Source organism: Streptomyces coryli, assembly GCF_011044975.1.
Classification (GTDB): domain Bacteria; phylum Actinomycetota; class Actinomycetes; order Streptomycetales; family Streptomycetaceae; genus Streptomyces; species Streptomyces coryli.
Genome location: NZ_JAAKZV010000007.1, coordinates 1 through 17,425, shown reverse-complemented (window position 1 = coordinate 17,425; position 17,425 = coordinate 1). Strand labels below are relative to the sequence as shown.

The following is a 17,425-nucleotide window of genomic DNA, read 5'->3' as shown; positions in this document are numbered from 1 at the left end:
AGCGCATCGCACAAGGGTCAACACCCGCTACCCAAACCAAGAAAGGTTGTTGCAAGACCTTTCTGCAAGGCTGCAAGCGTGTTAACTTCTCGCACGCAACCGGGCCTCGCCTGCCACGGCCCGCAACGTCGAGGAGACCTCTCATGCATCAGGGCATACGTCTGCGCCGCTCCGCCCTCCCCTGGACCGCCGCCCTCGCCGCGCTCGCGCTCGCCGCGACCGCCTGCGGCGGCAGCGACAGCGAGGGCGGCGGCGCCAAGAACCCGGCGGACGTGTCCGGTTCGATCACGTGGTGGGACACCGCGGGCAAGGCGGAGGCGCCCGTGTACGAGAAGCTCGTGGCCGCCTTCGAGAAGAAGTACCCGAAGATCGACGTGAAGCGCGTCGAGGTCCCCTTCGACCAGGCGCAGCAGAAGTTCAAGACCGCGGCCCGCGCCAAGAAGGGCGCGCCCGACGTGCTGCGCTCCGAGGTCGGCTGGACCCCCGGCTTCGCCGCGCTCGGCTATCTCGCCCCGCTCGACGACACCCCGGCCGTGGCCGGCAAGGACGACTACCTCGAGGGGCCGCTGCAGGGCGCCCGGTTCGAGGGCCGCACCTACGCGGTGCCGCAGGTCACCGACACGCTCGGCCTGCTCTACAACAAGGCGATCCTGAAGAAGGCCGGGATCAGCGAGCCACCGAAGACCTGGAAGGAGATCGAGGCGGCCGCGAAGAAGCTCAAGGCGAAGACCCCGGGCGTCACCGCCACCTACGTCAACCCGGACAGCTACTACTCCTGGCCGTTCCTGTACGGCGAGGGCGGCGACATGGTCGACGCCGCGGCCAAGAAGATCACCGTCAACTCCCCCGCCTCGGTCAAGGGCATCGAGGCCGCCACGAGCCTCATCGACTCCGGCGCGGCCAAGCGCCCGGACACCACCGAGGGATACAACAACATGCAGGCCCAGATGGGCTCCGGCAAGCTCGCGATGATCGTCGACGGCCCGTGGGCGACCGCCGGGCTGCTCAAGTCCCCGGCCTTCAAGGGCAAGCCGGAGAACCTCGGCATCGCCCCCATCCCCGGCGGCAGCAAGACGGCCGGCGCCCCTACGGGAGGCCATAACCTCGCCGTGTACGCGGCGTCCGAGAAGCTCGACGCCTCGTACCTCTTCGTTAAGTTCATGAACTCAGCCGACAGCCAGGCCAAGGCCGCCGTCGCCAACAGCACGCTTCCCACCCGCGAGTCCGCCTACCGCGGCGAGGTCACCGCCGACCCGGTGCGCGCCGCCTTCCGTAAAGCCCTCGAATCCGCGAAGCCCCGCCCGCAGATCACCGTCTCCGGCGAGCTCTTCGCCTCCTTCAACCAGAACTACGCCAAGATCCTCACCGGCTCCTCCTCGGTCCAGGACGGCCTCGACGCCACCGCGAAGGAATGGAAGTCCAGCTACCTCAAGGACTTCTCCACCCGCTGATCAGGACCGCCGCCAGGAGGAACCGCCTTGTCCACCCTCACCGAACCCGCCCGCGCCGCCGGGCGCGAGCAGCCCGCGGCCCGTAACGGGCCATGGCGCACCCTGCGCCGCTCCTTCGACCGCCACTGGTACGCCTGGGCCATGGTGCTGCCCGCCCTCGCCGTCCTCACGGTGGTCGTCGGCTACCCGCTCGGCCGCGGCGTGTGGCTGTCGCTGACCGACGCCACCGAGTCCAATATGGGCGGCACCTACGGGGTCAACAAGATCCCCGCCACCTACGGCTTCACCGGTCTCGCCAATTACCTGGACGTCCTGTCCGGCGCGGAGGGCCACTTCTACCCGCGGCTGGCCTGGACGGTGATCTGGACGGTCGCCTGCGTGACGCTGCACTACGGCATCGGCCTCGGCCTGGCGATGCTCCTCAACCGCGCCATGCGCTGGCGCTCCCTGTACCGGGTGCTGCTCATCCTCCCCTGGGCGGTGCCCGCCTTCGTCGCCGCCTTCGCCTGGCGGCTGCTCTTCAACAGCGAGTCGGGGCTGATCAACGCCGTACTCAACGGCCTCGGCATGAACGGCCTCAACTGGCTCGGCGACCCGTTCCTGCAGAAGGTCTCGGTGGTCGCGGTGAACGTCTGGCTGGGCGTCCCGTTCATGATGCTCGCCATCCTCGGCGGCCTGCAGGCCATCCCGCGCGAGCTGCACGAGTCCGCGGAGATGGACGGCGCGAGCCCGTGGCAGCGTTTCCGGTACGTGACACTGCCGGGGCTGCGCTCGGTGAGCTCGACGGTGATCCTGCTGGGCACGATCTGGACCTTCAACCAATTCCCGGTGATCTACCTGGTGATCGGCCGCAACGCCGGCGCCGACACCGACATCCTCGCCACGTACGCCTTCAAGCTCGCCTTCGCCGACGTCCGCGACTACGCCATGTCGGCCACGTACGGCGTCATCATCCTCTCGATGCTGCTCGTCTTCGCCGGCGCGTACCGCCGCGCCCTCAAGCGGCAGGAGGCCGTGCTGTGACCGCCACCCATGCGCTACGAGAGCGCAGCCGCCGCTCCTCGATCGCCCTCCACCTGACCGTCATCGCCGCCTGCCTGTGCGCCGTCATCCCGATCGCCTGGGTGCTGTACGTATCGCTGCGCGGCCCCGACGGCTGGAAGGACCCGGCGAGCTTCGACGGCGGGCTGAGCCTGACCAACTTCCGCTACGTGGTCGCCGATACGGCCTTCCCCCGCTGGTTCCTCAATTCGGTGATCGTCGCCGGACTCACCACGGTGATCGCCGTGCTCATCTCCGCGAGCGCCGGCTACGCCGCCTCCCGGCTGCGCTTCCCCGGCCGGGCCCCGCTGATGTGGCTGTTCCTGGTCACGCAGATGTTCCCGATCGCCGTGCTGATCGTGCCGCTCTACACCACCTTCAGCACCCTCGGTCTGATCGACTCCGCCCTCGGCCTGGTGCTGGCGTACTGCTCCACCGCCGTGCCGCTGTGCGCCTGGCTGATGAAGGGCTACTTCGACACCATCCCGACGGAGATCGACGAGGCCGGGATGGTGGACGGGCTGACCCCGTTCGGCACCTTCTTCCGCCTCGTACTGCCGCTGGCCCGCCCCGGCCTGGCGGTCGCGGGCTTCTACGCCTTCATCACCGCCTGGGGCGAAGTCGCCTTCGCCACCGCCTTCCTCTCCTCCGACAAGCAGAAGACCCTGGCCACCGGCCTGCAGGGCTTCGTCGGCCAGCACACCAGCGAATGGGGCGCGCTCACCGCCGCCTCGGTGCTGATCGCGATCCCGGCCGCCGCCGTGTTCTTCTACGCCCAACGCCACCTGGTCACCGGCCTGACGGCCGGCGGAACGAAAGGCTGACCCCCGCACCATGACATTCGACAACTCTGCCGCCGGCTGGTGGCGGGACGCGGTCATCTACCAGATCTACGTACGGTCCTTCGCGGACGCCGACGGCGACGGCAACGGCGATCTCGCCGGCGCCCGCAGCCGGCTGCCGTACCTGGCCGAGCTGGGTGTGGACGCGGTCTGGCTGACCCCCTTCTACGCCTCCCCGCAGGCCGACGGCGGCTACGACGTCGCCGACTACCGGGCCGTCGACCCGATGTACGGCGCGCTCACCGACGCCGAGGACTTCATCGCCGACGCCCACCGCCTCGGCCTGCGCGTCCTCGTCGACATCGTGCCGAACCACACCTCGGACCGGCACCCGTGGTTCCAGGAGGCGCTCGGCGGATCCGGCCGCGACCGCTACCACTTCCGGCCGCCGAGCCCCGAGCCGCCCAACGACTGGGAGTCCGTCTTCGGCGGCCCCGCCTGGACCCGCACGCCCGACGGCTCCTGGTATCTGCACCTCTTCGCTCCGGAGCAGCCCGACCTGAACTGGGACCACCCGGAGGTCCGCGCCGAGTTCGAGGACATCCTGCGCTTCTGGCTCGACCGCGGCGTCGACGGGTTCCGTATCGACGTCGCCCACGGCATGGTCAAGGCGCCGGGACTGCCCGACATCGGCCACGGCGAGCAGGCCCGGCTGATCGGCAAGCAGGTGCTCCCGTTCTTCGACCAGGACCCGGTGCACGACATCTACCGCGCCTGGCGCAAGCTCCTCGACTCCTACGACGGCGACCGCATCGGCGTCGCCGAGGCCTGGGCGCCCACTCCCGAGCGACTGGCCCTCTACGTACGCCCGGACGAACTCCACCAGGCCTTCAACTTCCATTTCGTGGACTGCCCCTGGCAGCCGGCCGCCCTGCGCTCGGCGATCGACGACTCCCTCGCCACCACCGAGCAGGTCGGCGCCCCGCCCACCTGGGTGCTCGGCAACCACGACGTGGTCCGCCCGCGCACCCGCTACGGCTCGCTCGCCCGCGCCCGCGCGGCCGCCCTGCTGTCGCTGGCGCTGCCCGGCTCGGCGTACGTCTACCAGGGCGAGGAACTCGGCCTCCCCGAGGTCACCGACCTCCCGGACGCCGCCCGCCAGGACCCCGCCTTCCACCGCGCCACCGGCCAGGACGGCCTGCGCGACGGCTGCCGCGTCCCGCTGCCCTGGTCCGGCGACGCCGCCCCGTACGGCTTCGGCACCGGCGGCAGCTGGCTGCCGCAGCCGGAGGGCTGGGACGGGCTGTCGGTCGCGGCCCAGTCCGCCGACGCCGGCTCCACGCTGGCGCTCTACCGCGCCGCCCTCACCGAGCGCCGCCGCCTGCACGGCCCCCTGACCTGGCGGGAGGACACCCCGCCCGGCGTTCTCGCCTTCGGCCGCGGGGACGGCTTCACCTGCATCGCCAATGCCGGTGAAACGGAGGCCGAGGTGCCGGTCGCGCCGGAAGGACGGCTGCTGCTGGCCTCAGGACCGGTCCTGGCCGACGGCGCCACGATCCGTATCCCGGCCGACACCTGCGCATGGTGGGGGCCGGCGGCGTGAGGACGATAAAGTCGACGCTGTGACCGCCCGTCTTTCCGACATAGCCGCCCAGGCCGGCGTCAGCGAGGCGACGGTGAGCCGGGTTCTCAACGACCGCCCGGGCGTTGCCGTCGCCACCCGCGACGCCGTGCTCGCGGCGCTCGACGTCCTCGGCTACGAGCGCCCGGTGAAGCTCCGCAAGCGCAGCGCCGGCCTGGTGGGCCTGATCATGCCCGAGCTCGACAACCCGATCTTCCCCGCCTTCGCCCAGGTCATCTGCCAGGTCCTGATCCAGAACGGCTGGACCCCGCTGCTGGCCACCCAGGCGCCGGGCGGGGCGACCGAGGACGAGCTCACCGAGCTGCTGGTGGAGCGCGGCGCGGACGGCATGGTCTTCGTCTCCGGGCTGCACGCGGACACGACGGCCGACATGAAGCGGTACGCGCTGCTGCGCGGCCGCGGCGTGCCGCACGTCATGATCAACGGCTACTCCCCCGACGTGAAGGGCACCTTCGTCTCCCCGGACGACCGCGAGGCCATGCGCCTCGCGGTCGCCCACCTCGCCGACCTCGGCCACGAACGCATCGGCCTCGCGCTCGGCCAGGAGCGCTTCGTCCCCGTACAGCGCAAGGCCGAAGGCTTCCGCAAGTCGAACGCCGAGCTGTTCGGGCTGTCGAGCACGGACGCGGACGACCTGATCGAGTACTCGCTCTACACCCTTGAGGGCGGCCACGCCGCCGCGGCGGCCTTGATCGACCGCGGCTGCACGGCGATCGTCTGCGCCAGCGACCTGATGGCGCTGGGCGCCATCCGCGCCGCCCGCGAACGCGACCTCCCGGTCCCCGGCGCCCTCTCCGTCGTCGGCTATGACGACTCCCCTCTCATCGCCTTCACCGATCCCCCGCTGACGACGGTCCGCCAGCCGGTACGTGCCATGGGCGAGGCCGCGGTCCGCGCCCTCCTGGACGAGATGTCGGGCGGCACCCCGGCCCCGAACCGCGAGTTCGTCTTCCACCCGGAGCTGGTGGTCCGCGGCTCGACGGCGCCGCGGCGGCGCTAGCGGCCTGTCGCGTCAACTGCGCATCTGGCCGGATGGCCGAGCGGTCCTGGCCGGCCGGCCGAGGCGCGCCCCGGGCCGCTCTCCATAGCGTCGGCAGCATGCGAAAAGCACCGCGGACCAGAGCCTGGCGGTTGCCGCATCGTCGTCGCCGGGCGGTGGGCGGTGCGGCGTGCGGTACCGCGGCGCGTGCTACACCGTCGGGCCGGGCGAGAACCCGGCCACCGCGTCGAGCGGCTGACACTCACCGCGCAAGAGGTGGCCGAGCAAGGGCTGCACGTACGCGCCGAACCCACCTTGGGCGACCGGCCGCAGCGGGAGATCCTCGATCATCTGGCCGCGGTCGGGCGGCAGGCGGAAGGCCTCCGGCGCCAGGGGGCGTCGGTCGAGCTGAGCGTCGGGTGCGAGTTCTGGCTGTTCGTGCCCGGCATCATCCCCGGCGACGACGCCGTGGAACGGATCGAGAACCTCACCAGCGGCACCATCGACCCCGAGCAAGTGCAGCGGCGGCTCGACCGCTTCACCGCGCGAGCCGCCGCCGTCGGCAGGTCCGTCTTCCACGGCCCGCTGAGCTACGCCGCCGCGCAGGACGATCAGGTGGACTGGGACCAGTTCGACATCGTCGGCATCGACTACTACTCCCACCACGCGCGCCGCCAGGACTACGTGCGCGAGCTGCGCCGCTACCAGCGCTTCGGCAAACCCGTCGCCATCGCCGAGTTCGGCACCTGCGCGTATCGGGGCGCCCCGGACGCCGGCGGCATGGCCTGGCAGGTCATCGACTACACCAAGCAGCCACCGCAACTCAGCAAGCCCCTGGTCCGCAGCGAAGAGACCCAGGCCCGGTACGTCACCGAACTCTTCGACGTCTTCGAGGCCATGGGGCTGCACGAGGCGATGGCCTTCGAGTTCGTCACCCCCGAGACCCCGCACTGGCCGGGCGAACCCCGGCACGACCTCGACATGGCCAGCTATGCGCTGGTCAAGACGATCCGGGACACGCCCGAGGACCCGTCCTCCGACTGGCACTGGGAACCCAAGCAAGCCTTCCACGCCCTGGCCCGGCGCTACGCCTCCGGCGGGACGACGCGGCACCCGTACGATCAAGAGCGGCCGCTGCCTCCCGTACCGGAAGGACCCACGCGTGACCGCCGACCTCCTCAAGCGCGCCCGGACGCTCGCCGATGACGTGCTCTATCCCGCGGCTGACCGTGTGGACGCCGAAGAGGCTTTCCCGCCGGGCCACTTCGAGCCGCTGGCCGAGGCCGGGCTGTACGGGATCGCCGCACCGCCCGAGGCCGGTGGGCCGGAGGAGCTGGATCTGGCGGGGTTCGCGCGGGTGGTGGAGGTGGTCGCGAGCGGGTGTCTGGCCACGGCTTTTGTGTGGCTGCAGCACCATGGCGCGGTGCGAGCCGCGGCCGCTTCCGAGCGGCCGGGCATTCGCGAGAACTGGCTGCAGCCGCTCGCCACCGGGCGGCGCCGGGCCGGGCTCGCGCTCGCCGGGCAGCTGCCGGGAGAGCCGCGGCTGCGGGCGGAGGCGGTTGCGGGCGGGTACCGGCTGACCGGGGCCTCGCCGTTCGTCACCGGGTGGGGCCTGGTCGACACGCTGTACGCGGCGGCGCGGGACGCCGACGACCGGATCGTGTGGATGTTCCTCGACGCGGCGGAGGGCGACGGGCTGTCGGCGCAGCCGCTGCCGCTCAGCGCGGTCGATGCCGCGCGCACCGCCGAGCTGCGCTTCGACGGTCTGTACGTGCCCGAGGAGCGGGTCACCGGCACCCTCCCGTACGCCGACTGGCCGGCCCGCGACGCGCAGGGCCTGCGCACCAACGGCTCCCTGTCCCTCGGCCTCGCGAGCCGCTGCGGCACGCTGCTCGGCATCGGCACCGGGGACACCGACCCGGAGCTGGACGCCTGCCGCCGCGCGCTCGATATGGCCGACGCCGAGGCGATGGCGGCCGCGCGCGCCGACGCCGCCGCTCTGGCCCTTCGCCGAGCCGCCGCCGTGGTCGTGGCGCGCGGCGCAAGCTCCGTGCTGCGCGGCCGGCCGGGCCAACGGCTGCTGCGCGAGGCCGGTTTCCTGCAGGTCTTCGGCACCCGGGCCGCGATCAAGGAGGAGCTACTGGCGCGCTGGATGCCCTGAATGACCAGAGGGTGTTAATTTCGACCCAATGTCCTCCTTGAGTCGCAGAACCCTCCTCGCCTCGGCCGCAGGCGCGGCAGCCGCCTCGCTGCTGGGCCCCGCGTCGCGGGCTCTCGCCATACAGGGCTTCGGCGGCCCCGTCCTGGCCATCGGCGCGCATATCGGCGACATGGATCTCACCGCGGGGCCGATGCTCGCCGAGCACATCCTGGGCGGCGGCCGGGCGGTAATCCTGGCGCTGACGCCGGGGAAACGTGGCGGAGCGGGTTGCGGAAGTGATCCGCGAGGTGGCGCCGCAGTCGGTCGTCACGCACTGGCGGCGCAGCGGGCATCCCGACCACCGGAACACCGCTCAGCTCGCCGAGCGAGCGCGGACAATGGCGCATCCTGACCTGCCGCTGTTCCACGCCGAGAACCGCGAGGACGCGGAGGGCTTCACCCCCGACCGCTATCTGCCGGTGTCCGAGAAGTACATCGATTACTACACCGAGCTGATGACCAAGCACGGTCGCGCCTCCGGCAGCGAGCGGGCCTGTGCGCTGGCGGTCCCGTGAAGACCTGCGGCACCGAGTGAAATAGTTGCGACCATTTCGTGAGGAAGCCCTGTGACATAGACAACAAGGCTTCCGTGGAACCGAATTCAGCGACCCTTGCGCGAGCCCGGGCTTACGCGCCGGATGCTCATTCGGTCAGCAAATCCAAATACTTCTTGAGCACTCTGCTCACTCACACCCGCCACTAACCTCCTGCTAGCTTCTGCCGCCGGTTTCCCCCACCCCCGAAGGAGCCGGCATGCACCTATCCGCGGTCCCGGTGAACGACTTCACCTACGGCCCGATAACGCCCATCGCGGCGTACGCGGTGGCCTGTCTGGGCGCCGCGCTCGGCCTGCGCTGCACGCTGCGTGCCATGACCCACACCACCGCGGCGAGAGCCCGGTGGCTGGTCCTCGGCGCCATCGCGCTGGGCACCGGCATTTGGACGATGCATTTCATCGCTATGACCGGATTCAGCATCGAATCCATGGACATCGACTACGACGTCCCGGTCACCTTCGCCAGCCTCGCCGTGGCCATCGTGGTCGTCGGCATCGGCGCTTTCGTCGTCGGTTACGGCGGCCGGGGCCCCGTGCCGTTGCTCACCGGCGGTGTGCTCACCGGCCTCGGCGTCGCCGCCATGCATTACCTCGGCATGGCGGGCATGCGTTTTGCCGGGCATATCTCGTACGACACCACGATCCTGATCGTGTCGGTGGTCATCGCGGTCGTCGCCGCCACCGTGGCGCTGTGGCTGGCCGTCACGGTCACCAACTTCGGCGCCGCCGTGGGCTGTTCCCTGATCATGGGCGCCGCCGTCTCCGGCATGCATTACACCGGCATGGCCGCGCTGCGGATCTCCGCCGCCGGCGGCATCGCCGAGGCGGGCCGGCAGCCGGTCGCCGTGCTCGCGCCGATGCTGGTGGGCCCGGTGCTGCTGCTGTTCTTCGTCGGCCTGATGGTCTGCATGGACCCGGTGGACCGCGAGCAGTGGCGCAGAGAACGCGCGGAACGCGCACCCGCCGCCGGTTTCTCCGGCACGGTCGACTGACCCCGTCCCGTACCCGCCGACGCCCCACCGCAACTCCCCCCGGAAGGTCCGCCGTCATGCCCAGCTCCGCCGCGCCCGCAGCCGGCCTGCGCATCCTCCTCGTCGCGAGCGCCTACAACAGCCTCACCCAGCGGGTGGACGCCGAACTCACCGACCGCGGCCATACTGTCGCGTCGCACGTGATGAGCGACGACGACGCGCTACGCACCGCCATAGAGCGGCACCTGCCGCACCTGATCGTCGCGCCGATGCTCAAGACGGCGCTGCCCGAGGACGTCTGGGCGTCCCGGGTGTGCCTCATCGTGCATCCGGGCCCGGTCGGCGACCGCGGCCCTTCCTCCCTGGACTGGGCGATCACCGAGGGCGCGGACCGCTGGGGTGTGACGGTGCTGCAGGCGGCGCGGGAGTTCGACGCCGGGGACGTGTGGGCGTCGGTGGAGTGCCCGCTGCCCCGGGTCGCGAAGAGCGACCTGTACCGCGGGGAGATCGCCGATGCCGCGCTGGCCGCGGTGCACCTGGCGGTGGAGCGGTTCGCGCTGCGCACGTACGTACCGGAGCCGCTGGAGAGCGCCTTGGCGGCACGCGCGGGCACGGCCGCGGTGACCGGCGGGCTCCGCCCGTATCTGCGGCAGCACATCCGCAGCATCGACTGGGCGCTGGACTCGACCGAGATCGTGCTGCGCAAGCTGCGGGCCGCCGATTCCTTTCCGGGTGTGCTGGACGAGCTGGACGGCCGGGAGTTCTTCCTCTACGGGGGCCACGAAGAGGATGAACTGCGCGGCCGCCCCGGCGAGTTGCTGGCCCGGCGGGCCGGCGCGGTGTGCCGGGCGACGGCGGACGGCGCGGTGTGGCTGACCCAGCTGCGGCCGCGACGCACGCCGGGCGGCCCGGCGACGTACAAGGTCCCGGCCACCCTCGCCCTCGGCCCGGCGGCCAAGCGGCTGCCGGAGGTGCCGGCGCCGCTGTCGGCGGGTCCCGGCACCTGGACGGACATCCGCTACCGGGAGCGGGGGTCGGTCGGGTATCTGCACTTCTCCTTCCCATCGGGCGGAATGGCCACTGCGCAGTGCGCACGGCTGCTCTCCGCGTACGAGCACGCGTGGTCCCGGCCTACGGACGTGCTCGTGCTCGGCGGCACCCGGGACTTCTTCTCCAACGGCATCCACCTCGGCGTGATCGAGGCGGCCCCGTCCCCGGCAGACGAGTCATGGCGGAACATCAACGCGATGAACGACCTGGTGCACGCCGTCCTCACCACCACGGACAAGGTCACGGTCGCGGCGCTGGGCGGCAATGCGGCGGCCGGCGGCGTGATGCTCGCGCTGGCCGCCGACGAGGTGTGGGCGCGCGAGGGGGTCGTACTCAACCCGCACTACCGGAAGATGGGCCTGACCGGGTCGGAGTACTGGACGTACACGCTGCCGCTGCGCACGGGCGTCGAGCAGGCGCGGTCGCTGCTGACCGAGGCCCGTCCGGTAAGCGCCCGGCGGGCGCGCGAGCTCGGACTCGTCGACTACGTGATCCCGGCCTCGCCGGACGCCTTCACCGGAGAGGTCGAGGCGGTCGCGGAGCGGATGGCCGGCTCGCCCGAACTGGCGGACTGGCTGCGCGGGAAGGCAGACCACCGGGCGAAGCACGAGGAGGCCCGCCCGCTCGCGGCTTACCGGGAAAACGAGCTGGCGAAGATGCGGCAGACGTTCTACGACCCGGGCGCGGAGTATCACCGGCTGCGGTACGCCTTCATGCGGAAGCTTTAAGGCCGCGAAGCACCAACAACAGCCTGCGCGGCGTCTGCAGACATCCGTGCCGTACGCCTCGTAGGCTTGCCCTCGTGCGCGACATCCGCAAAACCGGCGCCGACCGCACCGGCCCTTTCTGGGACGGGGTGCACGGGCGGCTGCCGATGCCGCCCGCGGCCCGCACGCTGGGCTTAGAGTTCGTGGCCGCCGACCCCGAGGCCGGCACCATCGAGCTGGCCTTTACGGCGACCGAGGAGTTCACCAATCCGGCCGGGAACATCCTCGGCGCCTTCGTCGCCGCGATGCTGTACGACACCCTCGGACCGGCGCTGCTCGCCACCCTGGAACCGGACGAATTCCAGTCCACCCTGGAGATGAAGACCGACTTCCTCCGCCCGGCCCGCCCCGGACGCCTGCTCGCCACCGGCCGCGTACTGCACCGGGACGGCGACCTGGCACGCCTGTCGGCCGAACTGACCCGCCCCGACGGGGTCCTCATCGCCACCGCGACGGCGACCGCCCGGGTCATCCCGCTGGCCGACGCGCCCGGCGCGGTGTGACCTAGATGCCGCTGCCGCGGATCGCGCGCCGGGCGCGGTGGTGCAGCCAGTGGCAGGCGATCCAGTAGTTCTTGAAGCGCGGGTTGCGGGTCTGGCGGTGGTGGTAGCGGAAGTAGATCTGCTGGATGATCACCGCGAGCCGGAAGAGCCCGAAGACCTCGTAGAAGGCCCAGTTGTCGGCCGGCAGCCCGGCCTTCTCGCAGTAATACGCCACCGCCTCGCGCCGCGTGAGCATCCCCGGCAGGTGCGTCGGCTGGGTGCGCAGCCGGGTGGCGACCGGGCCGTCGCCGGCCTCCGCCCAGTAGGCGAGCGCGCCGCCCAGGTCCATCAGCGGGTCGCCGATGGTGGCCATCTCCCAGTCGAGGATGCCGCGGACGGCCTCGCGGCGGTCCCAGGGCAACTCGGGGTCGAGGACGATGTTGTCGAGCCGGTAGTCGTTGTGGATCAGGCGGGCGCCCGCGTCCGGCGGCTGGTTCGCGTCCAGCCAGTCCATGACGCGGCGGAAGGACGGGACATTACGGGTACGGGCCCGGCGGTAGCGGTCCGACCAGCCCGACACCTGCCGCCGAACGTAGCCGTCGCCTCTCCCGATCTCCGCGAGCCCGGCGGCCCGCGGGTCCACGCCGTGCAGGTCCACCAGCCGGTCGAGGACGTTGCGGCAAAGCCCCGAAGCCTGCCCCGGGTCGAGCGTGGTGCCGGCCGGCAGCTCGCGCCGCAGGATGACGCCGGGCAGCCGCTCCATGACGTAGAACTCGCTGCCGATCACCGCCTCGTCGGTGCACAGCCCGACCATCCGCGGCACATACGGGAAGACCGGCGCCAGCCGCGACTGGATCAGATGCTCGCGCCGCATGTCGTGCGCCGAGCGCGCCTTGGTGCCGGTGGGCGGCCGCCGCAGGATCAGCTCGCCGCCCGCCGGATAGCGCAGCAGATACGTGAGGTTGGAGGCGCCGCCGGAGAACTGCCGCACCTGCGGCGGCTCCTCCCCCGGCGCCCGCTCCCCCAGCCAGCCGTGCACGGCCGCCACGTCGAAGGCGTCCTCGTCCCGTACGGGCCGGGGCTCGTCCACCCGACCGGCAGCCATCAGCGCTCCATCCCGTACTTGCCCAGCTCCATCCGCGCGACCACCCCGCGATGCACCTCGTCCGGACCGTCCGCCAGCCGCAGCGCCCGGGCCATCGTCCAGGCGGCGGAGAGGGGGTGGTCGTCCGAGAGCCCGGCGCCGCCGTGCAGCTGGATCGCCATGTCGACGACCTCCTGCGTCATCAGCGGCACGGCCGCCTTGATCTGGGAGATGTACGACAGCGCGGCCAACTGCCCCTGGGTGTCGAGGAGCCAGGCGGTATAGAGGACGAGGAGGCGGCACTGCTCGATGGCGATACGGGCGTTCGCGATCCGCTCGCGGTTGCCGCCGAGGTTGGCGAGAGGCTTGCGGAAGGCGGTGCGTTCGGCGGCACGGCGGCAGGCGGCCTCGAGGGCCATCTCGGCGACGCCGATCAGCCGCATACAGTGGTGGATCCGGCCGGGCCCGAGGCGGCCCTGCCCGATGGCGAAGCCCTGGCCCGGGCCGCCGACGATGGCGCTCGCCGGGAGCCGGACGTCGTCGAAGGACACCTCGCCGTGGCCGCCTGGCTCGTCGTAACGCCCCATCACCGGGAGCATCCGCTCGACGGTGACACCTGGCGCATTCTTCGGTACGGCGACGATGGAGTGCTGCTCGTAGCGGTGGGCGGACGGGTCGGTGCGGCCGAGATAGAGGATGACCTCGCAGCGCGGGTGGCCGATGCCGGTGGCGAACCACTTGCGGCCGTTGAGGACGACCTCGTCGCCGTCGAGGACGGCGGTCGCGATGAGGTTGCCCGGATCGGAGGAGGCCGTGTCCGGCTCGGTCATGCAGAAGGCCGACCGTATCCGCCCGTCCAGCAGCGGCCGCAGCCAGCGCTCCTGCTGCTCGGCCGAGCCGTGGTGGTGGAGAACCTCCATGTTGCCGCTGTCGGGGGCGTTGCAGTTGAAGATCTCGGCGGCGATGAAGGAGCGGCCCATCAGCTCGGCGATGGGCGCGTATTCGCTGGCCGTCAGTCCCGCGCCCTCCTTGTCGTCCGGCAGGAAGAGATTCCACAGGCCCGCCGCCCGCGCCTTCGCCTTCAGCTCATCGATGACGGGCAGCACCTGCCAGCGCTCGGCTTCGGGGAGGGCGAGGAGCTCGCGCAGGTAGCCCTCCTCGACGGGGGCGATCTCCGCGGCCATGAAGGCGCGCACGCGCTCGGTGTAGTCCTGGGCCCGCTCCGAGGGGGTGAAGTCCATGGTCGCCTCCGGCTGTTGAGCAGTGCTCAAGAAGCGTAGCGTGTTGAGCACTGCTCAGTAGGGTGAGATCCATGACGCAACGCCTGTCCGCCGACGACCGCCGCCGCCAGCTCATCGGCATCGGCCTGCAGAAGCTGGTGGAACGCCCCATCCACGAGCTGTCGCTGGACGAGGTCGCCACCGAGGCGGGCATCTCGCGGGGCCTGCTCTTCCACTACTTCCCGACGAAGAAGGACTTCTACGTCGCGGTGCTGGAGGCCGCCGCGAGGCGCCTGCTGAAGCAGACGGCGCCGGACCCGGAGGCGGCGCCGGCCGCCCAACTGCACCAGTCCCTGGACGCCTTCGTCGCCTTCCTGGAACGCCGCCGCGAGCCGTACCTGGCCCTGATGCGCGGCACGGCGGGCGGCGCGGACTACGTCATCCAGGTCCACGAGGACACGCGCGCCGCCTTCACCGGCCGCGTCCACGACGCGCTGGGGCCGGAGTCGGAGACTCCGCGAGTACGCCTGCTGGTCCGCGGCTGGTTCAGCCTGGTCGAGGACACGGCGCTGGAGTGGGCCCGGGACCGGCCGCTGCCGCGCGAGGAGCTGATCGAGCTGCTGATGGGGTCGCTGACCGCACTATTGTCGACGGCGGATCCGGACCTTGCCGGGCGGCTGGAGGCGGAGGAGGCGTGATGCGGTCAGATCCGTCGGTGACCCGGACGCTCGCCGAGACCCTGGTCGATGTCATGTGGTACATCGAGGGCACGGACGAGGAGCAGATGAATCCGGATGACGCGGTGAAGGTCCTCGAGAACGCCGCCGCGTCGCTGGGTGGGCTCCCGCAGGGCCGGCGAGCGGAGCTGGTGGAGCTGCTGGGCACCATGGCGCAGGAGGAGAGCGACCCCGAGCGGCGCGAGTTCCTGGAGGAGTTCCCCGAGTCCTTCGGCCTCGTCAACGACGCCGACGCCTAGCCGCTCAGCTGCTCCGGTCCGTTCAGCCTCCGCCGTGCGGCTGCCTCGCTTATGCGCGCTGCATGACGTGTGGGTTCCGGGGCACCCCGGCGGTGACGCTCAACGTGTGGGGGGTCCGAGGCGACTGGCCGGCCCGGCGGAAGGTGCTGGCCGAGGGGTTCGCGCGGCTGCGGCCGGATCTCGTGGCGCTTCAGGAGACGATCGTGACTGATGGCTACGACCAGGTCCGGGAGCTGCTCGGCGAGGGTTACGACGTGGCGCACTCGACCGCCCGCGAGGCCGACGGGCAGGGCATCTCGGTGGCCTCGCGTCGGCCGATGAGCGAGGTGCACGAGCTGGATTACAAGGTCACGTCTCGTACCGGGGACTTCGCGTGCAGTGGGCTGGTGGCCCGGGTGGAGGCGCAGCAGCCGTTCGCACCGCTGTTGCTGGTCAACCACTTTCCGGACTACCAGATCGATCATGAGCGAGAGCGGGAGCTGCAGGCCGTGGTCGCGGCGCGGTTTCTGGCGGGGCGGCCGGAACGGAGCGTGGTGCTGGTCGGCGATATGGATGCCGACCCGGACGCGGCCAGTATGCGCTTCTGGTACGGGCGGCAGTCCCTGGAGGGGATGAGTGTGTGCTTCCGCGACGCGTGGGCTGAGGCACGACCTGGCGAGGCGGCTCCGGTGACGTATACGCCGGAGAACGGGCTTATGGAGGATGCGTGGTGGCCGTTCCGGCGCATCCCGCCGCCCCCGCCCAGGATGTGGTCCGAGCGCGTCTTCGACGAGCCGGTGGGCGGGGTCTGGCCGAGCGATCACTACGGCCTGATGGCGGACCTGCAGCCCGTTAGCGGCGCAGCCTGTTCTCCATCCAGCTGACCGCGAAGTCGACCGTCTCCGCAGCCTCGAAGAGATAGCTCTCGGCCGCACCGACCCGCCCCTGCCGGCCGAGGCCCGCGGCGAGCATCTCGCTGGCGATGGCCTCGAACGGCTCGAGGCCTTCCGGCACCGCCACCGAGTAATCGAAGGCCTCCTCCTCCGAGTCGATGTCGTGGAAGCGACGCCAGACCCGTTCACCGTCGATCAGGATGGGCTGCTCGTAGTCCACGTAGCGCTTGCCGGGGGCGTCGGCGAGGGCCTCGGCGTGGTGCAGCAGCGTCATCGTGTCGAGGGGCGCGCCCAGGATCAGCACCCGACCGCCGTGGGCGACGAGTCGGGCGAGGGGGCTGCCGGGGCCGTGCGGATCGTCCCAGGGGTGGTCGGCCATCAGGTCGACGGCGGCCGCGCCAAGGGCCGCGAAACTCACGTCGGGGTGACGGCTGCGGACGGCGCCGGGCCAGCGGCGCAGGGCTTCCGGGAGGCGGCCGTTGTTGTGGTCGGATTCGCTGACGGCGGGGTCGTACGCGGGGTGCTCCGCCCGGATTGCGTCCTGCCACTCCTGCGGCCAGGTGACGAAGTCGTACGGCGGGGCGTCGTTCCAGCCGCAGGTCACCATGAGGGTGCCGTGCGGGCCTACGGCGTCTTGGAGGGCGCCGATGAGGGTGGGCGGCCCGCCGGCGACGTAGCCGAGGGCGGAGAGGCGGGTGTGGAACATGACTATGTCGCCGGGGGTGATGCCTAGGGCGGTGAGGTCCTGGGTGAGCCGGCTTCGGGTTAGCGGGCCCTTGGAGTGGGTGAGCAGGTCCATTTCGTCCACGGAGGAATTATCCGGTGCGATGGGGGGCTTGGCGGTCAGGCTGCGGGCTTCGGGGCCGGCAAGCGCAGCCTGGGAACGGGTGCCTGGGAGCCTGTGCCCGACAAGCGCAGCCCGCGAACCGGGGCCTGGGAACCGCCACCCGGCAAGCGCATCCGGGAAACCGCAGCCAGGCAACGCCGCCCGCCACCGGCCTCGCCAGCCGCCCTGCAACCGGAAACCGCCGCCCGGCAGGCTAACGCGCCCCGCCGTTCCCCCCTTCCGTAGCACGCCTTCCGACCGGCACCGGGATTGCGCGTACGACGGCGACGCGGCCGTCACCATCCGATGCCAAGCCGTCCGCTCGGTTGAAGCGGGTGAGTTGGTATCGGATGGTGACGGCAGCGTCGCCGGCTCGGCGTCTTGCTCGGTGCGAGTTGGAAGGCTGGCTACGGAAGGGAGAGGGGCCGGGGGCGCCTTTGCCTGCCGGGCGGCGGTTCGCGTCGGGCGGTAGGGAAAGGGGCGAGGGCGCCTTCGTCAGCCGGGCGGCGGTTCGTTCCGGGCGGGG

Annotated in this window: 17 protein-coding genes; 14 read left to right on the top strand and 3 right to left on the bottom strand. The window is 71.4% G+C overall.

What is annotated here, in order from left to right; genetic code table 11:
* Window positions 1-143: 143 nt before the first annotated feature.
* The 11 genes from G5C51_RS03420 (at window position 144) to G5C51_RS03370 (ending at window position 11,942) form a co-directional block, all read left to right on the top strand.
* Entirely contained in the window at window positions 144-1,451 is a 1,308-nt protein-coding gene (locus G5C51_RS03420; protein WP_165231319.1) for an extracellular solute-binding protein, read from the top strand.
* 141 nt (window positions 1,452-1,592) lie between these two features.
* Entirely contained in the window at window positions 1,593-2,474 is an 882-nt protein-coding gene (locus tag G5C51_RS03415) for a carbohydrate ABC transporter permease (RefSeq protein WP_165231475.1), read from the top strand.
* The gene (locus G5C51_RS03410) at window positions 2,471-3,316 is read left to right on the top strand and encodes an ABC transporter permease subunit (RefSeq protein ID WP_165231316.1); all 846 of its coding nucleotides are present in this window, start codon (window positions 2,471-2,473) and stop codon (window positions 3,314-3,316) included. The genes G5C51_RS03415 and G5C51_RS03410 overlap by 4 nt, the downstream gene beginning before the upstream one ends.
* 10 nt (window positions 3,317-3,326) lie before the next feature.
* The gene (locus G5C51_RS03405) at window positions 3,327-4,877 is read left to right on the top strand and encodes a glycoside hydrolase family 13 protein (protein ID WP_165231313.1); all 1,551 of its coding nucleotides are present in this window, start codon (window positions 3,327-3,329) and stop codon (window positions 4,875-4,877) included.
* A gap of 19 nt (window positions 4,878-4,896) precedes the next feature.
* Complete coding sequence (locus G5C51_RS03400; RefSeq protein ID WP_165231310.1) at window positions 4,897-5,916, top strand: substrate-binding domain-containing protein; 1,020 nt, start codon at window positions 4,897-4,899, stop codon at window positions 5,914-5,916.
* Window positions 5,917-6,171: 255 nt separating this feature from the next.
* Window positions 6,172-7,101, top strand: a complete 930-nt coding sequence (locus G5C51_RS03395) for an abortive phage infection protein (RefSeq protein WP_420824780.1) — start codon at window positions 6,172-6,174, stop codon at window positions 7,099-7,101.
* Window positions 7,058-8,056 carry an acyl-CoA dehydrogenase family protein gene (locus G5C51_RS03390; RefSeq protein WP_206313366.1) on the top strand — a complete coding sequence of 333 codons (999 nt, stop codon included), beginning with the start codon at window positions 7,058-7,060 and terminating at the stop codon, window positions 8,054-8,056. Before G5C51_RS03395 ends, G5C51_RS03390 begins: the two co-directional genes overlap by 44 nt.
* Before the next feature lie 254 nt (window positions 8,057-8,310).
* Window positions 8,311-8,610, top strand: a complete 300-nt coding sequence (locus G5C51_RS42480) for a PIG-L deacetylase family protein (protein ID WP_240929355.1) — start codon at window positions 8,311-8,313, stop codon at window positions 8,608-8,610.
* A 238-nt stretch (window positions 8,611-8,848) separates the two neighbouring features.
* The gene (locus tag G5C51_RS03380; protein WP_165231303.1) at window positions 8,849-9,643 is read left to right on the top strand and encodes an MHYT domain-containing protein; all 795 of its coding nucleotides are present in this window, start codon (window positions 8,849-8,851) and stop codon (window positions 9,641-9,643) included.
* A 56-nt stretch (window positions 9,644-9,699) separates the two neighbouring features.
* The gene (locus G5C51_RS03375; RefSeq protein WP_240929354.1) at window positions 9,700-11,400 is read left to right on the top strand and encodes an enoyl-CoA hydratase-related protein; all 1,701 of its coding nucleotides are present in this window, start codon (window positions 9,700-9,702) and stop codon (window positions 11,398-11,400) included.
* Window positions 11,401-11,474: 74 nt separating this feature from the next.
* Window positions 11,475-11,942, top strand: coding sequence for a PaaI family thioesterase (locus G5C51_RS03370; RefSeq protein WP_338117998.1), 468 nt, complete (start codon window positions 11,475-11,477; stop codon window positions 11,940-11,942).
* Between the two features lies 1 nt (window position 11,943).
* Here G5C51_RS03370 and G5C51_RS03365 read toward each other — a convergent pair whose 3' ends face one another.
* Complete coding sequence (locus tag G5C51_RS03365) at window positions 11,944-13,026, bottom strand: phosphotransferase family protein (protein WP_165231300.1); 1,083 nt, start codon at window positions 13,024-13,026, stop codon at window positions 11,944-11,946.
* Window positions 13,026-14,276 (bottom strand): acyl-CoA dehydrogenase family protein, encoded by a 1,251-nt coding sequence (locus G5C51_RS03360; protein WP_338117997.1) that lies wholly within the window; start codon window positions 14,274-14,276, stop codon window positions 13,026-13,028. The genes G5C51_RS03365 and G5C51_RS03360 overlap by 1 nt, the downstream gene beginning before the upstream one ends.
* Window positions 14,277-14,317: 41 nt before the next feature.
* On the opposite strand from G5C51_RS03360, the gene G5C51_RS03355 reads away from it, so the two are divergent.
* The 3 genes from G5C51_RS03355 to G5C51_RS03345 all read left to right on the top strand — a co-directional run bounded on the left by G5C51_RS03355 (window position 14,318) and on the right by G5C51_RS03345 (window position 16,064).
* The gene (locus G5C51_RS03355) at window positions 14,318-14,923 is read left to right on the top strand and encodes a TetR/AcrR family transcriptional regulator (RefSeq protein ID WP_165231298.1); all 606 of its coding nucleotides are present in this window, start codon (window positions 14,318-14,320) and stop codon (window positions 14,921-14,923) included.
* Window positions 14,923-15,201: a hypothetical protein gene (locus tag G5C51_RS03350; protein WP_165231295.1), complete on the top strand. Its 279-nt coding sequence runs from the start codon at window positions 14,923-14,925 to the stop codon at window positions 15,199-15,201. The genes G5C51_RS03355 and G5C51_RS03350 overlap by 1 nt, the downstream gene beginning before the upstream one ends.
* A 62-nt stretch (window positions 15,202-15,263) precedes the next feature.
* A complete protein-coding gene (locus G5C51_RS03345) occupies window positions 15,264-16,064 on the top strand; it encodes an endonuclease/exonuclease/phosphatase family protein (RefSeq protein ID WP_165231291.1) in 801 nt (266 codons plus the stop codon).
* On the opposite strand, the gene aac(3) is transcribed toward G5C51_RS03345, so the two are convergent.
* A complete protein-coding gene (gene aac(3), locus G5C51_RS03340; RefSeq protein WP_165231288.1) occupies window positions 16,033-16,881 on the bottom strand; it encodes an aminoglycoside 3-N-acetyltransferase in 849 nt (282 codons plus the stop codon). The genes G5C51_RS03345 and aac(3) overlap by 32 nt on opposite strands.
* Window positions 16,882-17,425 lie beyond the last annotated feature (544 nt).